Source organism: Microcystis sp. M_QC_C_20170808_M9Col, assembly GCF_007095495.1.
Taxonomy (GTDB): Bacteria; Cyanobacteriota; Cyanobacteriia; order Cyanobacteriales; family Microcystaceae; genus Microcystis; species Microcystis aeruginosa.
This window is the reverse complement of the sequence record NZ_SFBZ01000154.1, coordinates 1-20377: the sequence shown is the minus strand read 5'-3', so window position 1 is coordinate 20377 and position 20377 is coordinate 1. Positions and strand designations below refer to the sequence as shown.

17 protein-coding genes are annotated in these 20377 nt (G+C 45.9%); 11 read left to right on the top strand and 6 right to left on the bottom strand.

Features of this window, described 5'->3' with window-relative positions; all coding sequences use genetic code 11:
- Positions 1-197: 197 nt before the first annotated feature.
- From mdh to murD, 4 genes are all read right to left on the bottom strand, one after another.
- Positions 198-1175 carry a malate dehydrogenase gene (mdh, locus tag EWV68_RS09240; RefSeq protein ID WP_061430342.1) on the bottom strand — a complete coding sequence of 326 codons (978 nt, stop codon included), beginning with the start codon at positions 1173-1175 and terminating at the stop codon, positions 198-200.
- 26 nt (positions 1176-1201) lie between these two features.
- Complete coding sequence (locus EWV68_RS09235) at positions 1202-1417, bottom strand: NAD(P)H-quinone oxidoreductase subunit O (protein ID WP_002758722.1); 216 nt, start codon at positions 1415-1417, stop codon at positions 1202-1204.
- Positions 1418-1646: 229 nt separating this feature from the next.
- Positions 1647-4298, bottom strand: coding sequence for a glycoside hydrolase family 10-like protein (locus EWV68_RS09230; protein WP_287169563.1), 2652 nt, complete (start codon positions 4296-4298; stop codon positions 1647-1649).
- Positions 4299-4476: 178 nt separating this feature from the next.
- Positions 4477-5826, bottom strand: coding sequence for a UDP-N-acetylmuramoyl-L-alanine--D-glutamate ligase (gene murD, locus EWV68_RS09225; protein WP_061430340.1), 1350 nt, complete (start codon positions 5824-5826; stop codon positions 4477-4479).
- Between the two features lie 372 nt (positions 5827-6198).
- On the opposite strand from murD, the gene EWV68_RS09220 reads away from it, so the two are divergent.
- The 3 genes from EWV68_RS09220 (at position 6199) to EWV68_RS09210 (ending at position 9018) form a co-directional block, all read left to right on the top strand.
- Complete coding sequence (locus EWV68_RS09220) at positions 6199-7311, top strand: DUF3747 domain-containing protein (RefSeq protein ID WP_004163486.1); 1113 nt, start codon at positions 6199-6201, stop codon at positions 7309-7311.
- Positions 7312-7569: 258 nt separating this feature from the next.
- Positions 7570-8695, top strand: a protein-coding gene (prfB, locus tag EWV68_RS09215) for a peptide chain release factor 2 (protein WP_155726567.1) whose coding sequence is annotated in 2 segments (ribosomal slippage) — positions 7570-7641 and positions 7643-8695 — 1125 coding nt in all. Because the reading frame shifts where the segments join, the coding sequence is not laid out codon by codon here.
- A gap of 71 nt (positions 8696-8766) precedes the next feature.
- A complete protein-coding gene (locus EWV68_RS09210; RefSeq protein ID WP_002739055.1) occupies positions 8767-9018 on the top strand; it encodes a DUF8653 family protein in 252 nt (83 codons plus the stop codon).
- A 95-nt stretch (positions 9019-9113) separates the two neighbouring features.
- Here EWV68_RS09210 and hemH read toward each other — a convergent pair whose 3' ends face one another.
- Positions 9114-10277 (bottom strand): ferrochelatase, encoded by a 1164-nt coding sequence (gene hemH / locus EWV68_RS09205; protein WP_061430338.1) that lies wholly within the window; start codon positions 10275-10277, stop codon positions 9114-9116.
- 119 nt (positions 10278-10396) lie between these two features.
- Between hemH and EWV68_RS09200 the strand changes: the two genes are divergently transcribed.
- The 4 genes from EWV68_RS09200 to EWV68_RS09185 all read left to right on the top strand — a co-directional run bounded on the left by EWV68_RS09200 (position 10397) and on the right by EWV68_RS09185 (position 13529).
- Positions 10397-11020: a class I SAM-dependent methyltransferase gene (locus tag EWV68_RS09200; protein WP_061430337.1), complete on the top strand. Its 624-nt coding sequence runs from the start codon at positions 10397-10399 to the stop codon at positions 11018-11020.
- 99 nt (positions 11021-11119) lie between these two features.
- Positions 11120-11674: a YqeG family HAD IIIA-type phosphatase gene (locus EWV68_RS09195; protein WP_061430336.1), complete on the top strand. Its 555-nt coding sequence runs from the start codon at positions 11120-11122 to the stop codon at positions 11672-11674.
- A gap of 252 nt (positions 11675-11926) precedes the next feature.
- On the top strand, positions 11927-12682 hold the full coding sequence (locus tag EWV68_RS09190; protein WP_061430335.1) for a class I SAM-dependent methyltransferase: 756 nt from the start codon (positions 11927-11929) through the stop codon (positions 12680-12682).
- Between the two features lie 58 nt (positions 12683-12740).
- Complete coding sequence (locus EWV68_RS09185; protein ID WP_061430333.1) at positions 12741-13529, top strand: ECF transporter S component; 789 nt, start codon at positions 12741-12743, stop codon at positions 13527-13529.
- A 149-nt stretch (positions 13530-13678) separates the two neighbouring features.
- Here the strand turns inward: EWV68_RS09185 and ilvC are convergent, their stop codons facing one another.
- Complete coding sequence (gene ilvC, locus EWV68_RS09180) at positions 13679-14671, bottom strand: ketol-acid reductoisomerase (RefSeq protein ID WP_061430332.1); 993 nt, start codon at positions 14669-14671, stop codon at positions 13679-13681.
- 511 nt (positions 14672-15182) lie between these two features.
- Here ilvC and pilM point away from each other — a divergent pair.
- The 4 genes from pilM (at position 15183) to EWV68_RS09160 (ending at position 20067) form a co-directional block, all read left to right on the top strand.
- Positions 15183-16298, top strand: a complete 1116-nt coding sequence (gene pilM, locus EWV68_RS09175; RefSeq protein ID WP_287169562.1) for a type IV pilus assembly protein PilM — start codon at positions 15183-15185, stop codon at positions 16296-16298.
- Positions 16299-16307: 9 nt separating this feature from the next.
- On the top strand, positions 16308-17078 hold the full coding sequence (locus tag EWV68_RS09170) for a PilN domain-containing protein (RefSeq protein ID WP_287169560.1): 771 nt from the start codon (positions 16308-16310) through the stop codon (positions 17076-17078).
- Positions 17075-17866 (top strand): pilus assembly protein, encoded by a 792-nt coding sequence (locus EWV68_RS09165; RefSeq protein WP_287169558.1) that lies wholly within the window; start codon positions 17075-17077, stop codon positions 17864-17866. The genes EWV68_RS09170 and EWV68_RS09165 overlap by 4 nt, the downstream gene beginning before the upstream one ends.
- A 71-nt stretch (positions 17867-17937) precedes the next feature.
- The gene (locus EWV68_RS09160) at positions 17938-20067 is read left to right on the top strand and encodes a secretin GspD/PilQ domain-containing protein (protein WP_287169557.1); all 2130 of its coding nucleotides are present in this window, start codon (positions 17938-17940) and stop codon (positions 20065-20067) included.
- Positions 20068-20377 lie beyond the last annotated feature (310 nt).

The window sequence follows — 20377 nt, the reverse complement described above, 5'->3', positions numbered from 1 at the left end:
TTTCAGTTTTTCTATTAAGCTCAACATATATTTAAAAGGTTGGCGGTCACTCCTCATTTTACAAAGACAGTGATCGCTTTTACTTTTGATATTCTGATGGGAGAATGAAACAGCCCTACGAACTGGGGGTTGGGGGGGTCGTGCTTTTTGCCTCTTGCCTCATCTCAACCAGCAATTTAAATTCGCGGGCAGTTTAACTACATCAAAACCTTGAGACTGTCAAGGGCTAAATGAACATTCTGACGAACTGAGGCGGCAGAAGTGTGTAGATCCAGACGTTCAGCATCGGTCAAACGCACTTCCAGAATACTTTCCACACCCCGACAGCCTAGGCGACAGGGAACCCCCAGATAGACATCCTGTAAACCGTATTCACCCTTAAGATAGGCTGCGGCTGGCAGTAAACGGGATTGATTTCTCAATATCGTCTCGACCATGGTACAGGCAGAGGAAGCAGGGGCGTAATAAGCACCGCCAGTTTGCAGTAATTTGACGATTTCAGCCCCACCGTTGCGAGTTCTCTCCACTAGACGATTAATCGTCATCTCGTCCATTAATTCGGTAATCGGCACACCACTGACGGTACAGTAACGGGGTAGGGGTAACATTAAATCACCGTGACCACCCAAGACCATAGCATGAACGTCGGCGGTACTAACCCCCAACTCCATGGCGATAAAGGTTTGTAAACGGGAAGAATCGAGGACTCCCGCCATTCCCATCACTCTTTGGGGGGGTAAACCGGTTGCTTGCCAGACTAGATAGGTCATCACATCAAGGGGATTGGTGATGACGATAAAAATGGCTTCCGGAGAATACTTGAGGCATTTAGTGGCGGCCTCGACGACAATTTTGGCATTGACATTCATGAGATCATCGCGACTCATGCCCGGTTTTCTGGCTAATCCAGCCGTAATCACGACAATATCCGAGCCTGCCGTGTCTTCGTAGTTATTAGTGCCGATAATCTCGCTGTCGTGCAGTTCTATGCCCTGAGCTTCCATCAAATCTAGGGCAATACCCTGGGGTAAACCATTGACGATATCAAGGAGAACCACATCGGCGAGGTTTTTTTCGGCGATGCGTTGGGCCAAGGTGCGTCCGACGTTACCAGCACCAATAACCGAGACTCGGGGCGATTGACAGGGGAGGAGTTTATCGTAGAAGTCAGCCATGGTTTATGGATGAGGCAATATCCTCATCAGACGGGTTCCAGTTGTTCGAGCTTTAGCCACACACTGGGGGTAGGAACATAGAATTTAATCAAAGCGTAATCATCTTTTACATCCAAGACTTCTGCTGTCGAGTTGAACATATAACTGGGTAAACGGCGATCGCTGGCTAGGGCTTCGAGGCTATTTTCTAGGTTTCCCGTCACCACGCGGACTAAAGCTCCTTTCTTAATTGTAGCTGCCATGTTTTTCTCGTTAAATTTGCTTGGGGTTTCTCCCATAAATTGTTACATATTCGGGCTGGCCTCTGACAAGAGGGTGTGGGGTGTGGGGTGTGGGGTGTGGGGTGTGGGGTGTGGGGTGTGGGGTGTGGGAATGATGAATTATGAAGTGGGGAGGTGGGGAAGTGGGGAAATTGAACTAAAACCCTAAAACCCTAAAACCCCAAAACCTGCCTCCTACCTTTTGCCTTAATTAAAACTCAACCATTTGACCATAACTTAAGAGACTTTGTAGGGTTGCGAGGCGATTTTCCCAGACCTGTATTTGATAGGCAGATAAATCTTTTTGTCTGGACATCACAGATTTAAATTTATAGCTAAATCGCTTTAAAGCATTTTGAGTTAAAGTCAAATTGCGAGGGCTGGGATTATTAGCCAATTGTTCTAATAGATTAGCCATTTCGTCCACTTCTTGCCCCCAAGCTTTTAAGGTTCCCTCCTCCATTGCCCATAAATTATTTATTATTAAAAAACTCCACTCTTGACGCAGGGAATTAAACCTCGCCGCCGCCGTTTTGAAGGGTTGACGGTGGGGTAAAGGTTCGGCTTTTTTCGTAATTATCGATCCCTGAATGCGATTAAGAATTGTTTGCAAGTTGGGATTGAGATTTTCTGTGGCAAAAAGAGCGAATCCCGAAGTGGGAAGATTGCGAATAAATTGTAGTTGATCGATCGTGACTTGATCGGGTACTTTTAACAGACGGATACCGGGTATAATCAGAGCATTTCCTGCAATTTGGCGATCAAATAAAGATTTGGTTTTATCTTCTAAAGTCCCTGTATCGAGAGCATAAGTCATTAAAAATATCAGGTCTATCCATTGATTTTGTCCCCATTCTTCCCAGTTTTGTTGAATACGATATAATCGTTCTTTTTGTTCTAGGGGAAACACCGCCGCCGACATTTTTAAGTGGGGGCGAATCTGTTTTAAGCGAGTAGAAACCTGCGAGACAAAAGTATCAACCTGACGGATTTTAAAGCTAGTCCATTGTTCCCATAAAGCACCCCGGGGATTTAAAGTAATTGGATCAACTCCCGTCATTTGTTTAAATAACCAGCGGCCGGATTTACCATAACCATAGGTTTGATTAGAATCTTGACTCTGGAAGGGATAGCGAATATAATCTAACTGCAAGCCATCCACATCATAATTCTTGACAATTTCCTCGTAAAGAGATAAAAGATAGTTCTGTACCTGGGGATTAGCAGGATCAAAAAAGGCCTTTTTCATGCCTTGACTGTAATCAAAAGAACCACCACTTTTATTAGTTGCCCCCCAATCGGGATTACGGGATAAAACCGGACCTAGATAATCTAATGGTTGCTCTAATACTTTATTATGAGCTTGATTAGCCGCCGCAAAAACCCACACCCAGGCGTGGATTTCCATATTGCGTTCATGGGCTAATTTAACGGCAACTTTTAGGGGATCCCAACCTCTGGTTAAAGGGTTTTGTTCGGGGGCAACTTGACTGGGATAAATAGTATAACTAGCATTAACTGTCTCGAAAAAGACCACATTAATACCCGCTGCCGCCATGCGATCAAATACTTTAGCTAAATCGTCCTCATTTTTAGCTTCTACGATCGTGCCTCTATCTAACCACATTGCCCGTATTTCTGGCTGGGCAAATTGTCGATTAGTGGGATAATTATCCCAAAGATTTCGCCGCGCTTGTAACCAAAATTCTCGCGCTTGGGTATAGGCCCCCTGAGCAATTAAATTCTGAAAATTATTTAAGGTTCCTTGGGCATTTTCTAGAGCTAAACGGAATCGTCTGGCTGTATCTGAGGTGGGGGAATTTTTCCCGCGATTATGAAATGCTTGTGCTAAGGATTTATCAGTATTGGATATATTACTGTTGCTGGCCTCTAAAGCTAAGAGAGTCACCCCATAACGCCCGATTAATCCCTGCAATTCCGCCGTCATCTGGCTAATTTGTTGAGGAGTTAGGCTGGCTCTGGGGGGAATTGCCTCGGTACTCGGACTTAATCTCGCCGTTTCACTGGGGGGATTTTCTGAAATCTGCGGTAGAGGGCGACGGGGGGCGAGCGCAACGCGCTCGCTACGCGAGATCGCTAATGGTGTATTGTTAATATTATTAACTATTGTTGAGCTTCCTTGACAATAGGGCGCAATTGTGCTAACAGAAGAACTGCGATTAATGCCGTAGCGTTGCAGGGCGGTTTCTAGCCAAGCGCTATCGAGGGCGAGATTAGCGACGGCATCGCTGCCCCAGCGCCAACCGAGAAAGATCGAGTTATTAGTGAGGACAACGGCAGGGGGATTGTTGCGCGCCCCCCAGACGGCAACGGTTTGGCTATTAACTCCCGTGGGGATAACCACGCCACCGAGGAGACTGCTGGCTAAAGGTTTTTGGTTTTTCAGTTCACCCAAATTAGTCGGGCGCAGGGTGTAAGCTTGGGAGTGGGGATAGGCCCAGTAAGCCCCAAATAGCGATCGCAATTGATGACGCACAGCAGGTTCCGAAAGATTCCCCGCCGGACCGGTGACAATAATTTTACCACCGCGATTAAGCCAACGACTCAAGACATCAGCTTGTAAACCGGAAATAGTCTCGACGTTGGGGATGATTAGAACCTTAATTTTATTTAAATCCGCGTCGCTTTGCCACTGATTACTCTGGAGAATGCAGTAATTAACCCCGAGATTTTGCAAACGTTCGGTTATATCTGTCCATTGATTGGCATTTTCTTGACTTTTTAACACTGCCACCGGTGTCGCTAAAACTGGGATCGGCAGCAAGACACCCACACAGGACAAAAGACAGGCAATTAGGGGCTTGTTAAAAAGATGATCAAGATGGAAGGACGATCCCAGCACGTTTTTCTCTTAATTTTTTTGGTTAACTCCTCCTGATCTTACCCAACTTAGCCAAAAAATAGTATCTTGGGGAACAAAAATTGCGTCTTAGTCGTCGGCAACAGGGTTTTAGGGTGTTAGGGTGTTGGGGTTTTAGTTGAAATTCCCCACTTCCCCACTTCCCCACTTCCCCATCTCCCTACAACTGTAAAGACAATTGCCGAAAGTGATCGCCGCGATGTTCAAAACTTTGGTATTGGTCAAAACTGGCGCAAGCGGGCGATAATAACACCACTTTAGCCTCTTTTGCCAGTCCTAGTTCAGCCGCGCGTTGAACTGCCCTGTCCATCGTTTCTACACATTCATAATCTTGATAACCTGCCGACTGTAAACGACGGGCAAAATCGGCGGCAGCGTCACCAATAAGCAGCACGGTGGCGACTTTTGCCTTAATTTCAGCGATCCAAGCCCGATCATCCCCTGCTTTCGCTTCTCCCCCCGCGATTAAAATCGCCGGACTAGGGACGGATTGTAAGCCCACTGCGGCGGCATCGTAGTTAGTTGCTTTACTATCATTAATAAAGTCTATGCCTTTATAGGTACAAATATACTCTAGACGATGGGCAACCCCGGGGAAAGTGGCGATCGCTTCGGTAATGGCTTTTTTCTCGATTCCTGCCAATCTAGCGGCGGCCACAGCCATAAGCAAATTCTGCTGATTGTGACTACCCACCATTTTCAGGAGATTAACCGGGGCAATTAACTCCCCAAAAGCCACGATCCAGTTATCTTGGAGATAAACACCACGACTAGGATCGCCCAAAAGCGCAGCTTTGCCCTTCACAGAAGTCCAATAAGCTTGTTGCCATTGACTAACACCGATTTGACGCAGATAGGGATCATCACCGTTGAGGATTTGGCGATCGCTTCTTTGCAGTAAAGAGGCTTTAATCTGATAATAATTTTCCAGGGTTTGATGACGACTGAGGTGATCGGGGGTAAAAGTTGTCCAGATGCCGATTTTCGGCGATAAATCCCGACTGGACTCGATCTGATAACTACTAATCTCCGCAATAATCCAATCGTATTTATCGGCTTTTAAAGGCAATTCACAGGCAGCATAGCCGATATTACCGCAGGAAGGGGCATTTAACCCCGCTTTTTGAAAAATAGCGGCACAGAGGGCGGTGGTGGTGGTTTTGCCGTTAGTTCCCGTAATACCCAACCAAGGGGAAGATTGCAGATAACGCCAAGCTAATTCTAATTCTCCGATCGTATCGATGCCTTTTTCTCTGGCAGTAATTAAAATCGGGGCATCCCAAGGCACCCCGGGGCTAACCACGATAAGATTAGGCAAGTCCGAAGCCTCTAGACTGAGATTTTGACCAAGATTGACAATAATTCCTTCCCTTTCCAGATTGGTTTTGGTTGCTTGTAAACTGGGAGAATCAGAGCGATCGCTTAATGTCACCTGCCAACCATCCCGTTTTAAGCATCTTGCCGCCGCTATTCCCGATCTTCCCAATCCAATAATCGCCGCTTTCGCCATCTTGTTGCCACTCTACTCAAGAGTCAATTTTTAGCAATCTCTATCCTACTGTGGATTAGGTCGAGTAATAACTAGGGTTTGCGGCAAAAAGTTTTTCGGTGGGGGCAGGGTGTAGGGTGTGGGGTGTAGGGTGTGGGGTGTAGGGTTTTAGCGATTTTGAGGGGGTCAATTACCTAATTTTCAGGGAAAAAGTCCAGGGATTTTCCACCCGATCACTACCAGATCTGGTACTTTTTGGAAACCAAAAAGTCTAAAAGTTTTACCCAACAAGGTTTTTAGATTTATTGAGCAAAAGAAAACAAAATTGTCTGGCTTACGTCTAGATCGATAAAATAAATGCAAGTACAATCTCTATAACAACGCTCCCTATTTATGAATCTAAAATCATCCTTAAAATTTACCCTATTGTTTTCACTTCTGGGGGGTTGTCTCCTGACTACACCGAGTCAAGCAACTCTCTTTGAACAAAGAGAAGTTAATCAAGAGGATTTTATTGCTATTGCCCGACCCTACGGTAACGGTAAATACGATTTACTGATTTTGCAACAAATCCCAGGAAAACGCCAATGTTGGGCGGTAAATGGCACAGAACCGACCATTGTTCAGCCTCTGCTGCTCGATTTCGATTTTACCGGCAGTTGTGAACGGGCCACCGACAGTAACGGTTATTCCCTTCGCATTCAGGGCAAAGATTACGGTTTAGAATACCTGCTGCGTATCGTACAACGCAACGGGGAATTAGTCCTTGTGGGAACCCCCCGCAATCCCAGGCAATCGGAGGTAATTATTGGACGGACAAAAGGTTTAGGGACCGGTTTAATGCAAATTAATCTCATCGATGGCTGGCGCTTTACTAAACGCAGTCTAGCCGGTCAAAATCTCAGTCATATCTATCTAACTGCCGATAGTCCCAATTTCAATCCTCCCCCGGAATTACTCGCGGGTAATAGTTATTCCCTCCCCAGAGAATCCGTCAAAGCAGAAACACCTGTTAATCCTGCTGCTAATCCCGAAGTGCGAGAATATACCTTTACCGCTGCAGAAACAGCAGTAGAGAGCAATCCTCAGCCAGTGGTCAATAATCCAGTACCAGAGCCAAATTTAACGCCACCGTCCCCAGTTACCCCTAATTTACCCCCCCTGACTCCTCCCAATTCTCAGAATAATAATGCAATTGTACCACCTCCGCCACCGCGCAACCTAGGCAATCCCAGAAGTTTATCAGACGTAATCACTTTTAATCGGGCTGCCGCTAATCCCAGTAGTGGTAATATGAGCAATAGTAGTCGCCAAGGTTTTAAAGTAGTAATCGAAGCTAAAACCGAGAGCGATCGCACTAGGGTTCGTTCTCTCTATCCCGACGCTTTCCCCACTTCCCACCAAGGTCGTCGCGTCTGGCAAATAGGCGCGTTTAGTAGTCGCGATAAGGCTGAAAACGCTTTACAAACTCTTGCCCCCCTGCGCGGATCGATCGTACCATTTTAGCGAACGCTGGAACTGCGGAACGGGGAACAGAGAGTGGATAGGGGAAATGGGAAAATGGGGGAATTTCAACTAATACCCCAAAACCCTAAAACCCCAACTCTCAACTCCTGACTTGAAAGGGGGTGTAGGGTGTGGGGTGTGGGGTGTAGGGAAGGAAACCTCTTTCCTCTGTGGGGGTGAAAATTTTTTCATCGGGACTGACTCCCCAGACTCCTGACGTCTAGAGTAACTGATAACTGATAACTGATAACTGATAACATGGAAATATCGGAACTAAAAAAAGGTATCGAGATAGTAGGATTGCGCCTGGGTAAAACCCAGGACTATCTTTGACTTACCCACTTTAAGGGCGAAAATTAAAGACTTAGAACAGGTGGCGGCCGTCCCTACTTTTTGGGATAATCTCGATACGGCTCAAAAAACCCTGCAAGAACTAAATGAATGTAAATCTTCTTTAGAAACCTATCAGGGTTGGTGTGGACAATTAGAAGATACCAAGGCAATTATCGAGTTATTAGAATTAGAATCCGATCGAACTTTACTAGAAGAAGCGACGGACAATTTAACTCATTTACAGCATGACCTCGATCGCTGGGAATTGCAACAGCTTTTAAATGGTCCCTACGACGCAAAAGGAGCGGTTTTAACGATTAATGCGGGGGCCGGGGGAACCGATGCCCAAGATTGGACAGAAATGCTCCTGAGAATGTATTCTCGCTGGGCCGAGAAACAGGGTTATAAAGTCACTTTAGCGGAAATATCAGAAGGAGATGAAGCGGGAATTAAATCGGTGACAATTGAGATTGCCGGAACTTATGCTTACGGTTATCTGAAAGGAGAAAAAGGCACCCATCGGTTAGTAAGAATTTCCCCTTTTAATGCTAATGGTAAACGTCAAACCAGTTTCGCCGGGGTGGAAGTGATGCCAATTTTGGGCGATGATGCGGTGAGGGTAGAAATTCCCGATAAAGATTTAGAAATTACCACCACTAGATCCGGGGGAAAAGGTGGACAAAATGTTAATAAAGTGGAAACTGCCGTGCGTGTAGTTCATCTTCCCACAGGTATCGCTGTGCGTTGTACCCAAGAGCGATCGCAATTACAAAATAAAGAAAAAGCCCTAGCTTTATTAAAAGCGAAATTGTTAATTATCGCTCGGGAACAACAGGCTCAAGCGATCGCAGAAATTCGCGGCGATATGGTGGAGGCCGCTTGGGGCAATCAAATCCGTAACTATGTTTTTCATCCCTATCAATTGGTTAAGGATCTCCGCAGTAATGTGGAAACCACCGATGTTACCCGGGTAATGAATGGGGATTTAGATAGCTTTATTGAAGCCTATTTACGTTTGGGGGGGAACAGTGCAGGTTATACTGATTCCTAAGATGAGAGCAGCTCTATTTTCTCGCAAATTCTGTTCTTATGCTATTTGTCCTCTACTAAGAAGAAAAATCAATGGTTATTATCGAGATTACCAATGTGGAAGAAATATTAAGCGCAAAAATTGGCTCTTTTGCCGCTAAAATCGTCCAAGCTCTAGCAGATGATGAAGGGAAAGTGGAAGAGGTTCTCATCAAAGAATTACAGGCTAATTTTCAGGAAAGGGGGATTAAAGCTAATCTGTTTAGCGTCACTGGGTTAGATATGCTCGGCAATGGCAGGCTAGAAGTTAACGTTAATGTTCGTTCTGCTAATATGATGTCCTAAGAGAAGATAAAATCGCCAATGGTTGGGTTGAATATACTTAAACCCAACCTTATTTTGGTAGTTACCGTCAAAAGCAATGGCAGCGAAGAGCGAGGTTATAATAAACCAACAAAATGTAACGGTCCTTGACCGGTAATTAATTCGATAATAATTGCCAGAAAACCGATCATCGCTAATCGGCCATTCCACACCTCGGCTGCCGTTGTCATCCCCCATTCCCAACGTTCCTGGGGATACATTTTCATATTCGCTTTCGGATGGGTAATTTGCTCGAAAGTGGTGGGTTTTTCCTCTAGGGATTTGACCACTAACTGGGAGAGAGATTCGATAAACATCGGGTGAGTGTTAAGAGCCGGTACTCGCTGAAAATGTTCAATTCCCGCTTCTTCCGCCACTTCTCGGTACTCTATATCGATTTCTTGCAGGGTTTCGATGTGTTCCGAGACAAAGCTAATCGGCACGACCAATAAATTCTTAATTCCCTGCTCTCCCAACCCTTTTAAAGCATCTTCAGTGTAGGGTTTTAGCCATTCCACCGGACCGACGCGACTTTGATAGGCTAAAGTGTACTGATTGGGTCGGTTTAGCGTACGCATGATCGCCCTAGTGCATTCTTCAATTTGCCTTTGATAGGGATCTCCCGCTTCCTCCACATAACTTTGGGGGACACCATGGGCGCTAAAAAAGATATGTACTTGGTCAGGATGAGGACACTGCTCTAATTCTCGCGCGATCAGATCGGCCATAGCACTCAGATAAGTGGGATGATCGTACCAAGAAGGGATGAGAGTATATTCCGTCAAACGCAGATAGGGATCCTGCTGCCACATTTCCTCCAGCACACGAAAACTGGAACCACTGGTACTGATGGAAAATTGGGGATAAAGGGGAAGAATAACCAATTTTTTGATATGATCCCGTTTAATCCGCTCGATCGCTTCTTCGGTGAAGGGATTCCAATAACGCATCCCGATATAAACGCTCACCTCGCGGCCCATTTCCGCGAGACGTTGTTGCAGTGCCGTGGCCTGTGCTTCCGTAATCTTGAGTAAAGGGGAGCCACCACCAATCTGGCGGTAATTTTCCTGGGATTTACTCGCTCTTAGCGTCGATATTAACCAAGCTAACGGTTTTTGTAATCCTTTGATCGGTAAACGGATGATTTCTGGGTCAGAAAAAAGGTTAAATAGAAAAGGACGCACATCCTCTAACCGCTCTGGCCCACCCAAATTTAATAATAAAACCCCAACGCGACCCATAGTGTTAACAGATAATTTTTAAATTTTCAGATTCTTTACCAAGTTTAACAATATATCGGTGGAACCGTTAAAACAAATTACAGACAATATCGAACTTAATCAAATCTTGGAGGTTGATCTTGGCGACAATTTTACGTCCCCTCAGTTATCAATATCAATGGCTTTACGATGGTATCTCCCGTCTGGCTGCCCTAGCGGTGGGTGGGGAGACCCGTTTTCGGCAATTGGCCCTAGAAGGTTTAAAAATCGCTAAAAATGACCCTATCCTCGATCTCTGTTGTGGTGCGGGTCAAACCACCCGTTATTTAGTACCCCTATCCGATCGCTGTACCGGTTTAGATGTCTCTCCCCGGGCCCTGGAGCGAGCTAGTTTAGCGGTGCCGCAAGCGCATTATGTGGAGGGATTAGCCGAAAAAATGCCCTTTAATGCCGGAGAATTCGCCTTTGTTCATACTAGCGCCGCTCTCCACGAAATGGAACCGGAGCAGTTAGAGGAAATCCTCAAAGAAGTGTATCGAGTTCTCAGACCGGGGGGAATTTTTGCCCTCGTGGATTTTCATCGACCCACTAACCCGCTTTTTTGGCCTTCTTTGGCCCTATTTTTGCAATTATTTGAAACCCATACCGCTTGGCAGTTTATCGATAGGGACCTGATCCAATCTTTACAGGCGCTCGGTTTTCGTGATTGTCAACAAAAATTATACGCTGGTGGCAGTTTACAGGTGATTCAAGCGGCCAAGTGAAGGGATCGGCCAGGCAAGATTTTCAGAGGCAGTCGGTCATTTATACTAAGTAGGGAAGCTGAGTTCGATCGACTCGGTGCCAGTTATTTTTGAGAAGTAATGACTAGAACAAAAATTCTACAACCCGATTTAATTTTAGGGGATACGATTCTCGGTCTCAGTCTGGAGATTTTGAGTCAGCATCAAATTAAAGGATTGATTCTCGATGTGGACGATACCCTTGTTCCCCTCCAGGAAACGACGGTTTCTGACGATTTACAGCGTTGGGTCGATTCCTTGCGTCTTTATCTACCGATTTGGTTGGTAAGCAATAATCTTAGCGAAAATCGTATCGGTGCGATCGCTGATAATTTACAACTTCCCTACCTTCTCGGTGCGGTGAAACCCTCTCGACGCAAACTCCGGCAAGCGATGGCAGCCATGAGTCTCCCCCCCCAACAAATTGCTATGGTTGGCGATCGCTTGTTTACCGATGTTTTAGCGGGAAATCGTCTGGGAATGTTTACCATTCTGGTGAAACCAATGGTAAATCCCTTGACGGGGGGGCAAGCTTATCCAATCCACGATTTTGAGGTGTGGATATCACAAATTCTCGGCGTTTCCCTGCATCCGCAGCATTACTTAATAAAATCTGACCAATCCTCACAAAAGTAAATATTAAAAAATAATTAAGTATAGAGGAAAGGAGGGAAAAGTAGGAAATACTATAGACAATTTGAAATGAGGTCAGCCGAGATAAAGACCTTAAATATATGAAAGTTAGTAGATCAACAGTGCCAGTTTTTGCGGATATACGCCAAAAGCTGGCACTACTGTTTTAACGAAAACTTCCTGCTATAATTTGGCCAGATTGTGAGATAATGGGGAACGATTTTTTAGTTAATTCTCCCTGGCTTCACTCTATATATGAATCGAGATTCTTCCCTGCTATCATCCTCCTCGGTTGCGGAATTCAAGCGCAATTCCTTTGATTTGGAGTCACACCTACAAAACTTTTTACAATTAGACCCAGAAATTCTACAAGCAAAATTAGCGATAGCAAAAGATTCCTTAGCGGCCTTAGCTCATCAAGAATTTTCTTGGACAAATCCAGATTCTTTCTATCAGGAAAAAGTCAAAGAAAACTATTTATTTGAATTATCTGCTTGGCATTTATCCAGTCAAGAATATATCGGGGAAACCCTGAGATTAATTGACGATCACGGTAGCGGAAAAGTCTTAGATTTTGGTGGCGGAATCGGTACTCATGCCCTAGCTGCCGCAATGAATTCTGGGGTTGAACAGGTGATCTATTGCGATCTTAATCCCCTACATCATGAATTTGTTCGCTTTCGTGCCGAGCAATTAAATCTCGATACTAATAAGCTCTCATTCTATACGGAAATTCCCGAACGGCTAAAATTTGACACGATTATCTGTTTGGATGTTATCGAGCATTTGCCCTCACCTACAGCCCAACTTAAAAAGTTTTATGACTGGTTAAACCCAGGAGGAAAGCTAATTATTAACTGGTATTTTTTCAAAGGATTTAATCAAGAATATCCCTTTCATCTCGACGATCCCAAAATTATTGAGAGCTTTTTTCAAACCCTACAAAAAGATTTCCTAGAGATTTTTCATCCCTATCACATTACCGTACGCTGTTATCGAAAAAATCAATAATTGCCGGAAGAAGAGCAAACCAGAGGATGATAGAAAAGTTAGAATTACCCTTGCAACTATGACCCTAGATATTATCCCCGAAGGGGAAGAACGCAAAGTAGAAGCTGTCAGTAGTGCCGCCATTGATGGGGCGCCGATCGCCTATATTGTCGTCTTAGCGGCCATTGTCACTACCCTTTCTTTTATTCCCTTCTCCATTGTCCTCGCTTCCGGCGGTAGTATGCCCCTCAGTCAAGCGGTTTTTCCCCTCTTGGGTTGGTTACTCGGCCCGATCGCTGGAGCGATCGCTAGTGGCATCGGGGCCTTAATTGGGGCTTTCCTTGCCCCCTACACGGCAGGAATTCCCGCTATTTCAGTCTTTGGGGCAATTATAGCCAGTTTTGTGGCAGGAACGATGGTTTTAGGCAAAAAACGCCGTTATTGGTGGTTAGGATTAACGTTAATTTTTCTGATTCCCCTGTTTATCTACGCTAACCGGGCGATCGGACTGAACGGCATTTCGCCACGAATCTTTATTGCCGGGGCTTTCGTCGATTGGTCAGCTTTGGTATTATTTATCCTACCAACCCGGACTCTTTTTACCCATTGGATCAAAGGTAATAATTTGGCCCTAGTAGCGGCGGGAATTTTTGGGGGTACCTGGACCGCCAGCGGCCTCTCCCATTTAGGGGTCGTCGCCATTACCTACTCGATTTTTAACTGGCCCGAAGAAGTCTGGATCGCTTTAATTCCGATCATTCCTGTAGAAAATCTGATTCGTTCCTTCGTCGGTATGGTGATCGGTTGTGGTGTGATTGCCGGTTTACGGGCGATCGGTCTGGTTAAATCAAGAGAGGCGATCTACTAGGTAGGAGCTGCTGAAAAAGTTTTTCCTGGGGACAGGGTGTAGCCCCCCCAACCCCCCCGACATCGGGGGGGTGGGGTGTGGGGTGTAGGGGCGGACTCAACAGCAAGAATTGCCTGGTTGCGTCCAACCCCCCACCGAAAAAAAGAGAACTAGCGTTTTAGCCAACTCATCATCGCCCGCAGATCTTGACCGACTTCTTCGATCGAATGTTCTGCCTCTTGACGACGCATAGCGGTGAACCCCGGTTTACCTGCTTGATTTTCGAGGACAAACTCTCTGGCGAATTGTCCCGATTGAATTTCCCCGAGGATTTTCCGCATTTCGGCCTTAGTCGCTTCCGTCACCACCCGCGGACCGCGAGTGTAGTCACCGTACTCGGCTGTATTGGAAATACTATCGCGCATTTTGGCTAAACCGCCCTCGACGATCAGATCGACGATCAGTTTCACTTCGTGTAAACACTCAAAATAGGCTAATTCGGGCTGATACCCAGCTTCCACGAGGGTTTCAAAGCCAGCTTTAATTAAAGCACTTAAACCGCCGCATAATACTGCCTGTTCGCCAAAAAGGTCGGTTTCTGTCTCCTCGCGGAAAGTGGTTTCCAAAACCCCGGCCCGAGTGCCACCGATACCTTTAGCGTAGGCCATCGCCCGATCGCGTGCTTGGCCGGTAGCATCTTGATAGACGGCGAATAAACAGGGGACTCCTTGACCTTGTTCGTAGGTGCGACGGACGAGATGGCCCGGTCCTTTGGGCGCGACCATAACCACATCGACGTTAGCCGGGGGAACCACTTGACCGAAATGAATATTAAAACCGTGGGCAAAAGATAACACCTTGCCTGCGCTTAAATTCGGGGCAATTTCGTTGAGATAAATTGTTTTCTGCACTTCATCCGGTAAGAGGATCATGATCCAGTCGGCAATTTTAGCGGCTTCGACCACATCATAAACCGGAATACCGGCTTCTTTGGCTTTGATTGCCGATTTACTGCCGGGATATAGACCAACAATCACATTAACGCCACTATCCTTGAGATTTAGTGCGTGGGCATGACCCTGGGAACCATAACCAATAATAGCGATCGTTTTTCCCGCTAATAAATCTAAATTGGCATCCTCATCGTAGTACATTCGTGCCATCGAAATCGCTCCTTAACTTCTTTTGTCACTGTGCAAACTCCTAATTATACGGGAAAATCACGCCCGTCAGAAGCATTCGAGTGCCGGTTTCCTGGAGTCAAGAAAAAATAGTGCCTAGAAAAATTGAAATTTTCTCTAGATAATTGGGTATTCTAATCAGGCTTGGCTGGCTTGATCTAGTGGAGCAGAAAAAAAAAGGGGGGGGTAATGGCCAATTTTTAGCTTGGACTTGGTTCTTTCACCAAAATTGATTACAATATCACCATCGATAAGCACTTCCTCTCCTCTCACCCAGTTAAGATTAACCTCGATCTGAACACAGATAATCGGGTTAGTATTTAGTGCCGAAATAGCTTCTCTCTTTCTCGATTTTTACCTTTTCTGGGTAATTTACCCAGTCAGGATCGTTTATAGACTGATTTACTGCCTTGATCGACCCTAGATAAAATCAGGTCAAAAAATTATTGGCTTTGTTAATCACTAATTCTCTTAGAGCTGCCCAGGAAAATCTATGGTAAGTTTTTTTAAAAAGCTATTGACAAAAAAAACTCAAGGTGTTGGGTTAGAGATCACCCCGGAGCGTATTAACATAGCTCAGATCGCCAAACAGGGACAAAATTATAAATTAGTTAAATGTTGTTCGTCGGATATCCCGGAAGGCATCTTTGAGGAGGGAAAAATCGTCGATTCCCCCGCTTTAGCGGAATTAATCCAAGAAGTCCTCAAGGAAAATAAAATTAACAGCAAACGAGTCGCTACTGGTGTGCCGATGCGCGAGTCAATTATCCGGATTATCCCCATTCCCTCGGAATTGGACGATCAGGAATTGCGAAATCTGGTCTTAAATCATGAGGCTAGTTTATACCTTCCCTATCCTCGCGAGGAAGTGGATCTCGACTACCAAAAACTAGGCTACTTTCAGGATGAAGACGGGATCGAAAAAGTACAAGTATTATTAGTTGCTACTCGTCGGGAGATTACCGATGCCTATATGGAAACCTTCCAACAGGCAGGATTACAGGTAGATGTGCTAGAAATTAATAGTTTTGCCCTAATTCGGACGATTCGCGAGCATTTGCGACAGTTTAGTTCCAATGAAGCCGCCGTTATTGTTGATATAGAATTTGATAACACGGAAATTGCCATCGTGGTGGACGGCGTTCCCCAATTTTCCCGCACTGTCCCCATCGGCACTTTCCAGCTACAAAATGCCCTCTCCAGGGCGATGAATTTGCCCACCTCCCGCAGTCCTGAGATTCTTTTGGGGATGACAATTCCGATTATTGCCTTTGATAGTCTGAGCACCAATACTGGCACCTCCGGGGCCCCTACTAACGCCGGGATGACGGCACTGATGCGCGTTTTAGGGGAATTAACCGATGAGTTACGGCGATCGATTAATTTCTATCTTAACCAAAGTGATGAACTGGAAATCGTCCAGTTACTTTTAGCCGGTCCCGGGGGCGGTTTAGCGCAACTAGACGAATACTTTACTCAACGTCTCAGCGTCCCCACCATGGCAATCGATCCGATCGCATCACTGAACTTAGATACAACTCAAGAGATTCCTAATACCGAAAGACCTGGATTAGGAACAGTTCTCGGTTTAGGATTACGGGAGGTATAGACAAAAATTATGTATAGTCTTGACGTTAATTTTCTTAAGGATCGCCATCTTAACCAAACGGGCAAAGGAACCCCCGCGGCCAAGATTTCCACCGCTATTAACCTGCGTAAACAAACACCCCTGTTGATCGGTGTGGGAGTGGGGGCCGGATTATTGACACTGACGGGATTACTCGGTGTAATCCTCGGTGTGCAAACCAGCGAAACTCAGGCCAAAATTCAGCAACTGGACGCGGAATTAGGTCAACTGCAAGCCCAAAGCAAAAATCTAGAAGACCTGAGAGCGCAATTAACGGCAGTAGAAGGAGAAAATCAATCTCTGGTAACTGTATTCAATCATATTAGACCTTGGTCAGCCATTCTTCAAGAAATTCGCCAACAAACTCCCCCTAGCGTCCAGCTAACCAGTGTGCAGCAGGTGGAGGTTCCCGCCGCCCCAGATCAAGGGCAACCGAATCGGGCTACTCAGTTAAAAATCAGTGGTTTTGCCAGTAGTTACGAAGCAGTAAATGATTATCTCTTAACCCTGCAAGCTTCTCCTTTTTTACAGGGCAAGAAAACCGCGATCGAAAGTGCTGCCCTGGCCGATTTACCCGTACAGGTGGCCAATCAGTACAAAAATATTAATGTCACTTTCCCCCAAGCGGTTCAATTTGTGATCACCGCCCAATTAAGTGATACTCCCGCTACTCAACAACTGCTCAATCTTACCCGCAATGGAGCACTCGGAGTTGTCACTAGGATTAATACTCTCAAACGCCAAGGAGCCATTCAACCATGACCTTTACCGAAGAATTTGAAGATCGGGAATTAGAGGAATTTGACGAGTATCCTATCGCTTTCGGGATAACTTTTACTCCCCGCAATAGTGGCATCGCTGCCGCTGTGCTAGGTTTACTTGGCTCTTTCTATCTGCTTTTTAACTGGGTGATGCCCGCTTATAATACCTTGCAACAGTTGCAAAACGATGCAGCTGGCAAACAACAACAGGTAGATCAACAAAAAAGCGGTCTCGGAGCCGCAGAATTCCCCAAAATCGAGAGTCAGTTGCAACAAGAAAAAGCTATTAAACAGCAAATACTCTCGCTTTTTGCGAAAGAAAAGGACTTAAGCACTATTCTCTTAGATATTAGTAATATCTTTAAGTCTCGCAATGTTAAGCTGATTAGTTTCCAACCCCAAGGACTAGAACCAGTGGTGGTTTCCGATGCTTCCCTCGGTAGCGCGGTTAATAATAAGCTCAAACGTCAAACTCTTAACGTCAAGATCGAAGGGAACTATGCTAACACTCAAGAGGTGATTCGGGATTTAGAAAGATTACAGCCGCTCATTTTGCTAAACAGTCTCAATACCCAGATGGAAAAGGAAGGATCGGCGGTTAAAGTAGTTAGTACCGGCAACAATAAAGCCACTATCGTTCCCCAAGGCGATAAACCCGTTACTACCACCTTTCTTCTCGATGTGATTATTCCTCTCAATGCTGAAGAATTAGCGAAATTAGCACCGCCACCCCCCGCCGAAGGTCAACCCCCCGCCAACGGTCAACCCCCCGCTAGTCCGCCCCAATAATAGTCTTCAATCCGGTGTGAGTGTTTAGTTTTTTGTCCGTTGAATCCCGTAATCGTTGAGGAGTGAATAAAGTGAATCCGTCCCGCTATGCCCTGTTTATCCCCCAAATTGCCTCGTTTTTATTGATGGCTCCCCTGAGCGCTTTGGCCGAAACCCCCATTTCCTTCGATGGTTCAGAGTTAAAATCACCTACATTAAAAGTTGAATTTTGGCAAGAGTTTAGTAAAGAAAATTTACAAAAGTCGCAAAATCAGCTTGTCCCTTCAACCGCAGCCGTACAAAAGGAAATCAGCGATCGCATTTTAGCCAGTGAAAAACTGCTCGCCCAAAGTGCACCCCTTGTCCCCAACCCCGAAATTATCATTCAAGGCGCACCCCAAGCCCCCAGTGTTCCCACCCTACCCCGGGCCGTCGCCCCACCGGTGGGAGATATTGCCATCTCTAACATCGATGCTAGTGCCGAAAAGGTCAAATTCGAGCGCAATATGACTGTACCTCGTGTTTTACTCCGGGAAGCTTCCGCTAGAGAAGTGTTAATGACCCTTGCTAACTATGCCGGTTATAACGTCGTTTTCACCAGCGCCCAGGGGGAAACTAACGCCACCTCTCAGACAGTTTCCTTGGAATTTACTAACGAATCGGTGGAAAACATTTTTAACGCCGTCTTGTTAATTTCCGGACTCCAAGCTAACCGTCAGGGTAAAACCATCTTTGTCGGGGCGCAATTACCCCAAGGGGCTCGTAATTTGATTAGCCGCACCCTGCGTCTCAATCAAGTTAAAGCTGTCGCCGCCGCCATTTTCCTCGCCACCCAAGGGGCGGAATACCAGCGTTTAGTTACCCAAACCGAGGATATCGTCGATCCCCTCACCGGACGAGTAACCGGTCGCCGGGATGTTGCTCCCACCCTAGAGCCACTGACCCCCCAAAACACAGAAGGATCAAAAGCTGCCCTACTCTTAACCGGTTTAAGAATTGCCGCCGATGATCGCCTTAATTCTATTAATTTAATCGGCGAACCCCGACAAGTCCAGATCGCCACCTCTTTATTAACCCAACTGGATGCCCGTCGCCGTCAGGTGGTGGTTAATGTGAAAGTTATCGATGTCAACCTGCTCAATACAGACAGCTTTAACAGTAGTTTTTCCTTCGGTTTTAACGATGGTTTCTTCGTTCAAGATAACGGGGCAGCAGTGCTGAACTTTGGTAATATGAACCCACCCACTAGCTCAACTGTAGGCAGACCGGGGGCTTTCGCACAGCCTGTTGTACCGATTTTTGATATCATATCGGGTACGGGGACAGCAGCAATTCAAACTTTTATTGACATTCAGAATGGCGCTCCCTTTGGCCGTGTTAACCAGGGACCGAATGACTTTTCAGGGGGTCTAACACCCTACTCGCGCCCTAGTTTTGGTCGGATTAGTAATCCTTTTCAGCCCGGATTGAGTAAATTTACACCAGGCGAGCCAGCCACGTTCAATCCCATCACCGGAGTCACTACACCCGCTAAACCAGATGTCTTCACCTACGAACCCCCGACCCTCTTCCAGTATCCCCAAAAATTCCTGATGACCCTGCAAGCCTCAATTCAGACAGGAAATGCCAAGATTCTCACCGATCCCTCGCTGGTGGTGCAGGAAGGTCAACAGGCCACCGTTAAGCTCACCGAGAAAGTGCTAGAAAGTGTGGCGACAAGTGTAGATCCTCTCAGTGGCGAACGCACCACTGTCCCTGTACTGGCCGATGCTGGATTAACTTTAGCGGTAAACGTCGATCAGGTGGATGATAACGGCTTTATTTCCCTGTCGGTTAGCCCTACCATCGCCTCTCCGGGGTCTCCAATTCAATTTAATAGCGGTGGTCTCACAATCAACACCCTTACCCCTCTGATTCGTCGGGAATTGACTTCTGGTTTAATTCGTCTCCGGGATGGACAGAGTTTAATTCTTTCCGGCATTATCCAAGAGCGCCAACAGAGTTCTGAGACAAAAGTGCCAGTTTTAGGCGATATTCCCATTTTAGGGGCTTTATTCCGCAGTCGTAGCAATAGCAACGATCGCTCGGAGGTGATTATTCTCCTCACTCCTAAAATTATCGAGGATACGGCCACCTCTACCCTCGGCATCAACTATCAACCAGGCCAAGATGCGGCGGAAATGCTTCAGCGTCAAGGTTTCCCCGTACAACCGCGACAGTAATCAGTAATCAGTTATATAGGGCTGGCTGAATAAATCTAAAAACCTTGTTGGATAAGGTTTTTAGACCTTTTGGAAATAAAAAAGTACTGGATGTGGGAGTGATCAGGGGGCAAATTCAGGGACTTTTTCCCTGAAAATGGGTAAAACCCCACACCCTGCCCGCAGGAAAAACTTTTTCAGCAAGCCCTAAATAGGGTTTGCTGAATAAATCTAAAAACCTTACAGGAAAGGGCTTTTAGCTTGATTGAGAGCTTCCCAAATGCACTTAAATCTGCTAGAATCTCTTAAAACCCTTGCATCACCCTTGCAT